Raw genomic sequence first — 13,740 nt, 5'->3', positions numbered from 1 at the left:
CAGCCCGCTGTTTCAGGTAATGCTGGCCTTAAACAATACCCCAGCCCAAGAGTTGACCCTGCCGGGGTTGCAACTGACGACGATTGCTCAGGAACATCGCAGTGCACATTTTGACTTAACCTTATCACTGAGTGAAACCGAAGCCGGTTTAATCGGTGGGCTGGAATATGCCACCGATTTATTCGATGCCGCTACCGTTGAGCGAATAGTCGGTTATTTCAACAAAGCACTGATCGCCATGACAGCGGATGACACCCAACTTATTGCCACATTACCGATGCTGCCCGTATCAGAACGACAACAACTGCTGGTGGATTTTAATGCCACTCAGGCCGATTTCCCGCAAAACGCGTTGATCCACTCGCTGTTTGAAGCACAAGCGGCACAGCATCCCGACCGCATTGCGGTCGTCTATGAAGAGCAAACCCTGAGCTACGGTGAGTTAAATCATCGCGCGAATCAGCTGGCCCATTACCTGATAACTGTCGGCGTGCGGCCGGATGATCGGGTAGCGATGTGTGCTGAACGCAGTCTGGATACTATTGTGGGATTACTCGGCATTCTTAAAGCGGGCGGTGCTTATGTGCCGCTCGATCCGGTTTATCCCACCGAACGGCTGGCTTATATGCTGAACGATGCCGCCCCGGTGGTGTTACTCACCCAGACCTCACAATGCGACAGATTACGAAACTGCGTCCCTGCAACGGTGCCGGTCATTGTGCTTGATGCCCCGGAAGCGTTACTGGAAACCCAGCCAACGCACAATCCGCAAGCCCAGACATTGGGGCTGACATCACGCCATCTGGCTTATGTGATTTACACCTCCGGCTCGACGGGACAACCCAAAGGCGTGATGGTCGAACATCGCAATGTCCTGCGTCTTATCATTAACAGTGGCTTTGCTGAGATTGGCCCTGACGACTGTATTGCCCATTGCGCCAATGTTTCATTTGACGCCGCCACCTGGGAAATATGGGCGGGGCTGGTGCATGGGGCACGTATTGTGCTTATCCCGGAAAAAGTCTTGCTCCAGCCCACGCAGTTTGGTCAGTGTTTGTCATCAGAAGGGGTCACTGCCCTGTTCCTGACCACTGCCCTGTTTAACCAATACGCGGATCTCATTGGGCCATCCCTCTCTGGCTTACGCTATGTCCTGTTCGGCGGTGAACAAGCGGATAACCGCCCGGCTATTCGTCTCAGAACCGAACATCCCCCCAGACACTTACTGCATGTGTATGGGCCAACCGAGACAACCACGTTTGCCACCGCCTATGAAATTCCTGTTATGGAAGACGAGAACGTTGAAGGTAAAAGCAGAAAAATCCCCATTGGGCACCCCATCGCAAATACCCAAATTTATATTTTGGATACGCAGGGTCAACCTGTTCCTATCGGGGTAGCAGGTGAAATCCATATTGCCGGTGACGGCGTCGCCCGCGGTTACCTCAATCGCCCTGAACTCACCGCCGAACGCTTCCTGCCCGATCCGTTCTCTTCGCAACCCGATGCCCGGATGTACAAAACCGGCGATCTGGCCCGCTGGCTGCCCGATGGCAATATTGAATACCTTGACCGTAATGACTTTCAGGTCAAGTTACGGGGCTTCCGTATAGAACTGGGGGAAATCGAAGCCAGGCTCACCCAATGTGACGGCGTACGCGAAGCGGTTGTGCTGGCGCGCGAAGATGAGCCCGGCCAGAAAAAGCTGGTGGCCTATCTGCGGCCACGGGAAGGGATTGAACTGGTGCCGGCTGAATTGCGTCAGCAACTGACTCAGCATCTTGCTGAATACATGTTACCCAGTGCGTTTGTTATGTTAGACACATTCCCGCTCACCCCCAATGGCAAACTTAACCGTCAGGCGCTGCCGGCCCCGGATTTATCGGCCGTCGTCGCCCGTAGTTATGCTGCGCCCGTTGGTGAGAAAGAAATCGCCCTGGCACAGATTTGGCAAAAACTCTTAGATTTGAAACAAGTCAGCCGCCATGACCATTTCTTTGAACTCGGCGGCCATTCGTTGATGATTGTCAGCCTGATCGAAGAGCTGCGTAATATCGGCTGGCAACTCGAAGTGCGCAGTGTGTTCGCCTCACCTGTCCTTGCTGATATGGCTCAGGCTATCCAGTATGGGGGCAGCACCTTTGTCGTCCCCCCCAACCTGATCCCTGAAGATTGTACGGCCATTACCCCCGATATGCTGCCATTGGTTTCGCTTTCTCAAGCTGAAATTGATGCCATCGTTGCTACCGTTTCCGGCGGAGCCAGTAATGTACAGGATATTTATCCACTAGCCCCGTTGCAGGAAGGAATTCTGTTCCATTACCGAATGCAGGCACAGGGGGATACCTATCTGTTGCAGAGCCTGCTCGCGTTCAATTCTCGCGATCGTCTTGTGAGCTTTCTGGCGGCCTTGCAACAGGTTATTAACCGCCATGATATCCTGCGCACGGCCGTTTATTGGCAAGGACTGGAACAGCCAGTTCAGGTGGTTTGGCGTCAGGCGCAGCTGACTATCCACGAATTCATCCCTGCCACGCCAGACGATATTCCGGCGCAATTACAGGCTGACACCGATCCACGCCAGCACCGCATTAATTTGAACCATGCCCCGCTGTTTGCTGCCGATATCGCCCATGATCCACTACAGAACGAATGGCTGCTGGCCCTGCGTTTCCATCATCTGGTCAGCGACCATATGACACTGGATCTGATTTTTGCCGAAATAGCGCAAATATTGCAGGGACAACAAACACTGCCTGCGGCACTGCCCTATCGCAACTTTATCGCTCAAATCCTGAACGCACCCGCCACAGAACACGAAGCCTATTTTCGTGCTCAACTCGCCGATATTGATGCACCGACAGCCCCATTCGGTGTGCTGTCAATACCGGATAACCAAACATTAAGCGATGGTAACGCCATCACCGAAGCCCGCCTTTCTCTTCCTTCTGAACTGGCGGAAGCTATTCGCAGCCAGGCTCGACGCTTAGGGATCAATCAGAGTGTCCTGTTTCATGTGGCCTGGGCGCAGGTATTGGCCCATACCAGTGGTCGTGACGACGTCGTTTTTGGCTCCGTACTATTGGGGCGTCTGCAAGGCGGTGCCGGTGCCGGCCAAATACTGGGGATGTTTATCAACACCCTGCCAGTACGTGTTTCTCTGGCTGATCGCAGTGTACAAACCGTGGTACAAGCCACCTACGATAACCTGATGTCGCTACTGGAACATGAACAGGCACCATTGGCGTTGGCACAAAGTTGTAGTGGTGTCGCGCAACCCATGCCGCTGTTCAGCTCCTTACTTAATTACCGTCATTCCCAAGCCAATGACGCGAACGCGGTTAATATCTGGTCAGACATGCGCGTTATTGCTACACAGGAACGAACCAACTATCCAATCACACTATCAATAGATGACTTAGGCGTTGGTTTTCACCTGACCATCCACACTGTGGCAGATATCGATCCCGTTCGTGTAGCCCATTACCTGCTGACAGCCATTCGTGGCCTGATCGATGCGTTGGTACACCATCCACAACAGATGATTTTGGCCGTGCCAATCTTACCAACGGCAGAGCGGCAACAAGTGCTGGCCGATTTTAACGCTACTCAAGTTGATTTCCCGCAAGGTGCGCTAATCCACCAACTGTTTGGAGCACAGGCTGAACAACATGCAGATACCATCGCTGTCGTCTGTGAAAACCAAACACTGAGCTATGGTGAACTGAACCAACGGGCTAATCGTCTGGCTCATCACTTGATTGCTCTGGGAGTGCGGCCAGATGATCGGGTGGCAATTTGTGTCGAACGCAGTCTGGATACTATTGTGGGATTACTCGGCATTCTTAAGGCTGGCGGCGCTTATGTTCCGCTCGATCCGGCTTATCCCACCGAACGGCTGGCTTATATGCTCGAAGATGCCGCTCCAGTGGTATTACTGACCCAGACAGCACAATTCGACAGGTTACACCGCAATGTATCTGCGACAGTGCCTATCATCGTGCTTGATAGCCAAGAGATACATCCGATTTCCTCCCCTAATCCACGGGTACTGAACCTGACATCACAAAATCTAGCCTATGTGATCTACACCTCTGGCTCTACGGGGCAACCCAAAGGGGTGATGGTCGAACACCGCAGTGTCAATCGGCTGGTTATCAATAGTGCTTATGCAGATATCGGTACATCCGACTGCGTTGCTCATTGTGCCAATATCGCTTTTGATGCCTCGACCTGGGAAATTTGGTCTGCCCTGCTCAACGGGGCACGCCTGCATATCATTCCGCAATCCGTGCTGCTCGATCCAGAACGTTTCTGCGATTCATTGATCAAGGGGCGAGTCACCGCCCTTTGGTTAACGGTGGGTTTGTTCAACGAATATCTCGATAGTCTCAAACCCTTATTTGGTCAGTTACGTTACCTGCTTACCGGTGGTGATGTGCTCGATCCGAGGAAAATACAACAGGTACAACGGGCTGCGTCTCAACCCGTCCACCTGATTAACGGCTATGGCCCAACGGAAACGACAACATTTGCCTCCACCTACGAGATCACTTCCCCCGTGGATGTAACCCGCTCCATCCCTATTGGCCGCCCAATTGCCAATACCCGGATTTATATTCTGGATACGCGTGGTCAACCCGTTCCCATCGGGGTAGCAGGTGAAATCCATATTGCCGGTGACGGCGTGGCTCGCGGTTACCTGAACCGGCCTGAACTGACTGCCGAACGCTTCCTTGCCGATCCGTTCTCCCAGAACCCCGATGCCCGTATGTACAAAACCGGTGATATCGGGCGTTGGCTGCCTGATGGCAATATCGAATATCTTGGTCGCAATGATTTTCAGGTCAAGTTGCGTGGTTTTCGCATTGAACCCGGCGAGATTGAAGCTAAGTTAATGCAATGTGATGGCGTGCACGAAGCCATCGTTCTTATGCGCGAAGATACGCTTCTCGACAACACGGGGAGCCAGAGACGTCTGGTCGCCTACCTGATCCCCCAAACCGGTGTTGAACTGGTGCCGACAGAACTGCATCAGCAACTGGCCCAGCATCTCGCTGGCTATATGCTGCCTGGCGCCTTTGTCATATTGGAGACTTTCCCGCTGACCCCCAATGGCAAACTCGACCGTCAGGCACTTCCTGCCCCTGATGCATCCGCTATGGTCGCACGCCACTATGAAGCACCGATCAATGCAGAAGAAATCATGCTGGCCCAAATCTGGCAAGACTTGCTGGGATTAGCACGAATTGGTCGCCACGATGACTTTTTTGAACTTGGCGGCCACTCATTGCTGATCGCGCAATTAGCAACACGCATACAAGATGAATTTCTGGTCGATATCCCTATCTCCTCGTTGTTTCTTTCTCCTCAATTGGCAGAGCAGGCCGACATCATCCTTACTACCCAATTGGATGCTATAGGGAACAGCAATATTGAATTACTTGAGGACGAGCTGGATTTAATGTCAACCGAAGAATTAATGGCAATTTTAGGCGGAGACAACAACAAATGATAAGGCATAACATGAACCGCGATAATCTGAAACGTGCTGTTTTACAAAAGAAAATTAAAGAACAATTACAACATAACAAGCATCATCAGAAGCGGCCACCCATCAAACAAGCCGTCCGTGCGCGTCCTCTGCCATTGTCCTTCGCCCAACAGCGGCTGTGGTTCCTTAACCAACTCGATCCTGCCGCTAGTCTGGCCTATCATCTTCCAATAGCGCTGCGCCTGACAGGCCAACTTAACCGTGACTCCCTGACTAACGCACTCAATCATCTGGTTGCACGTCATGAAAGTCTGCGTACCCGCTTTGTTCTGAACGAAGGCCAACCCTGTCAGCATATCGATCCGGCTGACAGCGGTTTTGCCCTGTCCTGCCATGATCTACGTCGATTAGACACCAAAACGCGGGCTAGCCGTCTCGCCGAACTGACTGCCCTTGCAACACAGGCGCCTTTCGACCTAACTCAAGGCCCGCTGATCCGCGGCCAACTGTTACAACTCACGGATGAAGAACATGTGTTATTGCTGACCCAGCATCACATCATCTCTGACGGCTGGTCTATCGGGGTACTGGTGCACGAACTAGGCGCACTCTATCGTGCGGCTCTTGACAACCAGGATGATCCGCTGCCGCCACTCCCCATTCAGTATGTTGACTATGCCGTCTGGCAACGTGAGTGGTTACAAGACACTGTCCTTGCTAAACAACGCGATTTTTGGTGTACGCAACTTAAGGGCGCCCCAGCCTTGCTGACATTACCCACCGATCGGCCACGACCTTCCGTACCCACTTATGCAGGTAAACAGGTGCCTGTTCAGTTTGATGCGACCTTGCTGGCATCACTTAAGTCATTTGGACAACGGCATCACACGACTCTGTTTATGACTATACTGGCAGCCTGGAGTATTGTACTCGCCCGACTCAGTGGACAGGATGATATCGTCATCGGTACGCCAGTTGCTAACCGTCCACACCGTGAGCTTGAGGGGCTGGTTGGTTTCTTTGTCAATACGCTGGCCTTACGTGTCACTCTCAATGATGACCTTAATGTAACGGATCTGCTTGACCAGGTGCGGGAACGGGCACTTGCTGCCTACGCCCATCAGGATCTGCCGTTTGAACAGGTCGTGGAAGCACTCCAGCCTGAACGTAGCCTAAGCTACAGCCCGATCTTTCAGGTGATGTTGGCTCTAAACAATACGCCCGCCAAGACCCTGACGTTACCTGGCTTGCAACTCAGCCAAATTGAACAAGCACGCCACAGTACCCACTTCGATATGACCTTATCGCTGACCGAAACAGAATCTGGTTTGTTTGGCGAGCTGGAATATGCCGTTGATCTGTTTGATTCCTCGACGATAGAACGGATGGTCAGCTATTTGAAACGGGTACTGGTGGCAATGACAAGCGAAACCGAACAGACTATTGCCAGCCTGCCAATATTGTCAGCCTCGGAGCGGCACCAATTGTTGGTGGAATTCAACGCCACTCAAGCCGATTTCCCCCAGGACGCCCTGATCCATCAATTGGTCGAAATGCAAACTGCACAAACGCCCAATGCAACAGCGGTAGTATGTGGCGATCAGTCTCTTAGCTATGGGGAATTGAACCACTATGCCAATCATCTGGCTTATCATTTGATTACATTAGGGGTAAATCCAGATGATCGAGTCGCTATCTGTGTCGAACGCAGTTTAGAAATGGTGGTGGGGTTACTGGCTATTCTTAAAGCGGGGGGTGCTTATGTCCCGCTCGATCCCGCTTACCCAACCAGCCGATTGGCCTATATGCTTGAGGATGCGACTCCCGTCGTAGTCATCACGCAGAAAAAATTCACCGACAGACTGACCAGTTCCGCCGCTACGGTCTTTATCGACAATCTACTCAGCAGTGACAATCAATACCGCTTAAGTCAATCGATAGCCAATCCCGACGCTCAGGCACTGGGTTTAACATCAAATCATTTGGCTTATGTGATCTACACCTCAGGTTCGACCGGATCACCCAAAGGGGTTGCCATTGCGCATCGCAATACCGTGAATTTCCTGACCTGGGCCCAACGGGCTTTTCGCCCCGAAGTATTGGCTCATACTCTGTTTGCGACTTCGTTTAATTTTGATTTGTCCGTGTACGAATGTTTTGCGCCACTGATTTCTGGCGGTACGGTTCATATTGTTGCTGATACCCTGTCGTTAATCGCTGCCAAATCTGCTGCTACAGAACAGGCGATCAGCCTGATTAATACGGTGCCATCGGCCATCGCGCATTTGAGCGAGACAAATGCCATTCCCCCCACCGTTAAAGCCATTAATCTGGCGGGGGAAGCGCTGAAACCCCATATTGTCGAACATCTGTTTACCCATTCTGGTGTAGAGGATATCTGCAATCTCTATGGCCCTTCGGAGACGACAACGTATTCGACCTGGACCCGCATGAATCGGACAACAAATGTTGTTTCTCATATTGGTCGTCCCATCGCCAATACCCGCATCTATATCCTTGACGCGGCCAGACAACTTGTTCCCCTTGGAGTTACCGGCGAAATTTATATCGCCGGTGCCGGTGTGGCCCGCGGTTACCTGAATCGGCCTGAACTCACTGCCGAGCGCTTCTTAAGCGATCCCTTCGCTTCAGAACCGAACGCACGTATGTACAAAACCGGTGATCTCGGCCGTTGGCTGCCTGATGGCAATATCGAATACCTCGGCCGCAATGATTTTCAGGTCAAGTTGCGTGGATTTCGCATTGAATTAGGGGAAATCGAGGCACAACTGATGCAATGTCACGGTGTACGTGAAGCGGTGGTTATTGCCCGTGAAGATGAGCCAGGGCAGAAACGGCTGGTGGCTTATCTGCGATCGCTGGCGGGTGCCGAACTGATACCGGCCGAATTACGCCAGCAACTCGCCCAACACCTGGCCGAATATATGTTACCCAGCGCTTTTGTGACATTGGACACCTTCCCACTGAATGCTAATGGCAAGCTCGACCGGCAGGCCCTGCCTGTCCCCGATACATCTGCGGTGATCACTCGCGGCTATGCAACGCCGGTCGGAGAGATAGAAACGGCTTTAGCCCGGATCTGGCAAGATTTGCTGGGACTGGAACAGGTCGGTCGTCATGAACATTTCTTTGAACTCGGCGGACACTCATTGCTGATAGTCAACCTGATTGAACAACTGCATAACCTTGGTTGGCGACTTGACGTGCGCAGTGTGTTTGCGACCCCAATCTTAAGTGAGCTGGCGCAAGCCATTCTGACATCTCAAGACAATCCCTGCGCTTTTGAAACGCCACCCCAGCTTATCCCCGAAGGCTGTACTTCCATTACGCCAGATATGCTGCCACTGGTTTCGTTGTCCCAGGACGAGATTGATGCCATTGTCGCGACTGTGTCAGGAGGGGTCGCCAATGTGCAGGATATCTATCCTCTGGCGCCGTTACAGGAAGGCATTCTTTTCCAGCACTTATTACAGACACAAGGTGATGATTATCTGCTGCAAAGCCTGCTCGCTTTCGATACCCGCGAACGGCTTGATGCCTTTTTAGCCGCGCTGCAACACATTATCGATCGCCATGATATTCTGCGAACTGCCGCCTATTGGCAAGATCTGGCCCAGCCCGTTCAGGTAGTTTGGCGTCAGGCATCGCTGCATATCAATGTCTTCACCCCGTCCACGGAAGACGACGTATTATCCCAACCAATGCCATTACAATTACGTAACTACACAGATCCACGCCAGTATCGCCTCGATTTAAGCCGTGCGCCGCTGTTTGCCGCAGATATCGCCCATGATCCCGTACACGATGAATGGTTGTTATCTTTGCGTTTTCATCATCTGGTCAGTGACCATATGACACTGGAGCTGATTTTCGCTGAGATTGCCCACGTGTTGCAGGGAAATGCCGCCATGCTGCCTACTGCTCTGCCCTATCGTAACTTTATTGCCCGGACATTAAGTGTGCCAGTAGCAGAGCATGAAACCTATTTCCGTGACCAGCTGGCTGATATTGCTGAGCCAACCGCTCCTTACGGGGTACTCAGCGTAGCAAGCGATAATCGGACTCTCAACGAACACAGCCTGTCGCTTGATCCCACGCTGGCAAAGGCGATTCGTTCTCAGGCTCGCCGTTTAGGTATCAGTCCTGGCGTCCTGTTTCATGTCGCGTGGGCGCAAGTGTTGGCTCAAACCAGTGGTCACCACGATGTGGTCTTTGGCTCAGTATTATTGGGACGTTTGCAAGGGATCACAGGAGCCAACCGAATATTGGGCATGTTTATCAACACGCTGCCGATACGGATTACGCTGACCGGATTTAGCGTGCAAGAAGTGGTACAGGCTACCTACCACAATCTGACTCGGTTATTAGAACATGAACAGGCACCGTTATCGCTGGCACAACGATGCAGTGGCGTACCCCAACCAATGCCGCTGTTCAGTGCGTTATTGAATTATCGTCATAGTCAATCGGGTGAGATAGAAACAGCCAGTTCGGTCTGGGCGGGTATCCGCATCCTGGCAGCGGAAGAGCGAACCAACTATCCAATCACGCTATCGGTAGATGATATGGGCGTTGGTTTCCATTTAACTGCCCAAACTGTGACGAATATTGATCCGGCACGTATAACTCATTATCTGGTCACTGCTATCAGTGGTCTTATTGATGCACTTATCCATAATCCGCAGCAACCCATTCTGCACGTGCCGATCCTGCCTGCTCTGGAGCAACGACAACTGCTGACAGACTTCAATGCCACACAAGCCGATTTTCCGCAGGATGTCCTGATCCACCAACTGTTTGAAATCGAAGCAGTACAGCACCCCGCTGATATCGCCGTAGTATACGGTGAACAGTCACTCAGCTATGGTGAACTGAATCGCCGTGCCAATCGTCTGGCGCATCATTTAATCATGTTGGGTGTACGCCCAGACGATCGTGTCGCTATGTGTGTCGAACGCAGCCCAGAGATGGTGGTCGGTTTACTGGCTATCCTGAAAGCGGGAGGGGCTTATGTGCCGCTTGATCCGGCTTACCCGGCCGAACGGCTGGCCTATATGCTTGAGGATTCAGCACCGGTAGCGATACTGACCCAACTAGCCTGGCTTGATATTTTTACAGGTACTGAGTCAACCGATGCTGTTCCTCTCCTCCTGCTTGATATCCAAGATGACAGCATGGAAATGCAGCCAGATCACAACCCAGAAGTATCTGGCCTGACTCCCCGTCATCTGGCCTATGTTGTTTATACTTCTGGCTCCACTGGCCTGCCCAAAGGAGTCATGAGTAGTCATCTAGCCCTATGCAATCGGCTCTTGTGGTTCGTCCGAGACATCGCGATTCCGCCATTAATCGGGGCGCTGAAAACCAGTATCAGCTTTGTTGATTCAATCACTGAAACGTTGGGTGTACTGCTGGCAGGTGGCAAACTGGTGGTTTTCAATAACTATGAAGTGAAAGATCCCAGCCAGTTCAGTGCAGGTTTGCAGCGTTTTAATGTTAACTATCTGGTCGTTGTACCTTCACTATTAAAACTTTTAATACAGGATCATGATAATCGAATTCATCTCAAATCAGTCAGGACGTTGATTTGCAGCGGAGAACGGCTTGCACCTGAGTTAGCCCGACAGGTAGTGACAGATTACCCCTGGCTCCGTCTCCTGAATTTTTATGGTTCATCTGAAATCAATGGTGATGCCACTTGGTATGAATATTCTGCTCAGGCAGGTGTACCGGAAGTTTCCGTTATTGGTCGCCCGATCGCCAATAGCCAAAGTTATATTCTGGACCCTCACGGACAACTCGTCCCCCTTGGTGTCACAGGGGAAATCTATATCGCGGGCGTCAGCCTGGCCCGCGGTTATCTCAACCAACCGGAACTGACTACCGAACGTTTTCTTGCCGATCCATTCTCTTCAGAGCCAGACGCACGTATGTATAAAACCGGTGACCTTGGCCGCTGGCTGCCCGATGGTAATATCGAATACCTCGGCCGCAATGATTTTCAGGTCAAGCTGCGGGGCTTTCGCATTGAATTGGGCGAAATCGAGACACAACTGATGCAGTGTGATGGGGTGCGCGAAGCGGTTGTGATCGCCCGCGAAGATGAAGCAGGGCAAAAACAGTTGGTTGCCTATCTGCGTCCACGAAATGGTGCTGAACTACTGCCCGCTGAATTGCGTCAGCAACTCGCTCAACACCTTGCCGACTATATGCTGCCGAGTGCTTTTGTCACGTTAGCGACTTTTCCGTTAACGCCTAACGGCAAACTCAACCGGCAGGCGCTCCCTGTGCCGGATGCTGCTGCCGTCGTGACGCGCAGCTATGAAGCCCCCGTCGGTGAAATAGAAACTGCGTTGGCCCAAATTTGGCGAGACTTACTGGGGCTGGAACAGGTTGGCCGTCATGATCATTTCTTTGAGCTGGGTGGACACTCTCTGCTTGCCGTCCAACTTGTTGCGCGTATCCGTCAGGTGCTGGCACGGGAGTTACCGTTACAGACGCTCTTTGACCAACCGATTCTAATGGCATTAGCGCATACGTTAACTAACATGGCTACAACGACTCATACCGTTATTCCCATTGCGGATCGCAACCAGCCACTGCCTCTCTCCTTTGCGCAACAACGTTTATGGTTCCTCGGTCAGCTCGATCCGGCGGCGAGTCAAGCCTACCATTTACCTGCGGCACTACGCCTGAGCGGTTCACTGGATCGTCATGCGTTAGTGATTGCCCTTGACCGTCTGGTTGCTCGCCATGAAAGCCTGCGCACTCGCTTTATATTGATTGAAGGACAACCCTACCAACACATTGAACCTGCTGACCTCGGTTTTACCTTGTCCTGCCACAACCTGTGCCAGCTTGATCCGGCCTTGCATACCCGCCGTGTTACCGAGCTTATCGAACGCGAATCCCAAACACCTTTTGATTTCGTCCAAGGGCCACTTATTCGTGGTCAACTGCTGCAACTGGCAGACGAAGAACATATCTTGCTGCTGACCCTGCATCATATTATCACTGACGGCTGGTCGCTTGGTGTGCTGGTACGAGAACTGGGTGTTTTCTACCGTGCAGCGCTTGAGAGCGAAGAAAATCCTTTACCACCACTCCCCATCCAGTATGCGGATTATGCGGTCTGGCAACATGCTCAGCAAAAAGAAACGCCTCTGGAAACACAACGTGATTTCTGGTGTACCCAGCTTAAAGACGCGCCAGCCTTACTGACATTACCCACCGATCGGCCGCGTCCAGCCATACAAACCTATGCGGGTGACCAGATCTCTTTCCAGTTTGATACCGCGTTATTGGTATCACTTAAAGAACTTGGACAACGCCATAACTGCACCTTGTTTATGACCCTATTGAGTGCCTGGAGTATCGTATTGGCCCGACTCAGTGGTCAGAGCGATATCGTTATCGGCACCCCAGTCGCCAATCGCCCACACCATGAACTTGAAGGCGTGATAGGTTTCTTTGTCAATACGCTGGCCTTACGTGTCACATTTAATGATGGCCTCAATGTCACGGAGCTGCTCGCACAAGTTCGCGAACGATCACTTGCCGCCTATGCTCATCAGGATCTGCCTTTCGAACAGATGGTGGAGGCACTCCAGCCTGAACGTAACTTAAGCTACAGTCCCATTTTTCAGGTAATGCTGACCTTGAATAACACACCCGCCCAGAATCTGGTATTACCTGATTTGCAGCTCATCTCAATTGAGCAGGCTCACCATGGTGCCTATTTTGACATCACATTATCACTCACTGAAACCGAATCAGGTTTAGCCGGCGCTATAACCTATGCTGCTGATTTATTCGATTCAACCACGGTTGAACGGATGGTTGACTACCTGAAGAATATATTGGCGGCCATGGTTACTGATGAAACACAATGCATTGCCACTCTGCCGATAATGCCAAAATCGGAACAGCAATTGCTGACAAATTTCAATGCCACACAGATGGATTTCCCGTCAGAAATCTTAATCCATCCCCCGTTTGAAGCACTGGCCGCGCAACAACCCAATGCGCCCGCCGTGGTATTTGAAGAACAAACGATGAGTTATGGCGAACTGAACCGTCGCGCTAATCAGCTGGCCCATTATTTGATTGCGCGGGGCGTCCGTCCAGACAAGCGCGTGGCGATTTGTGTCGAGCGCAGTCTGGATATGGTGGTCGGCTTACTGGCTATCCTTAAGGCTGGCGGAGCCTATGTCCCGCTCGATCCG

2 protein-coding genes (1 of these 2 only partly in view) are annotated in these 13,740 nt (G+C 51.9%); both read left to right on the top strand.

What is annotated here, in order from left to right; all coding sequences use genetic code 11:
* On the top strand, positions 1 to 5,515 hold the 3' portion of the coding sequence (locus tag IQ211_RS07805; RefSeq protein ID WP_193836346.1) for a non-ribosomal peptide synthetase. 1,163 nt of this gene lie to the left of the window's left edge; the window shows 5,515 of its 6,678 coding nt (coding positions 1,164–6,678); its start codon lies off the left edge, out of view; its stop codon occupies positions 5,513 to 5,515.
* A partial coding sequence (locus IQ211_RS07800) for an amino acid adenylation domain-containing protein (protein ID WP_193836345.1) occupies positions 5,512 to 13,740 on the top strand: 8,229 nt, incomplete at its 3' end. The genes IQ211_RS07805 and IQ211_RS07800, both read left to right, overlap by 4 nt.

The sequence above is a fragment of the Xenorhabdus griffiniae genome, assembly GCF_015163655.1.
Taxonomy (GTDB): Bacteria; Pseudomonadota; Gammaproteobacteria; order Enterobacterales; family Enterobacteriaceae; genus Xenorhabdus; species Xenorhabdus griffiniae.
The sequence above is the reverse complement of the archived record's forward strand: the minus strand, read 5'-3'. Positions and strand labels throughout refer to the sequence as shown.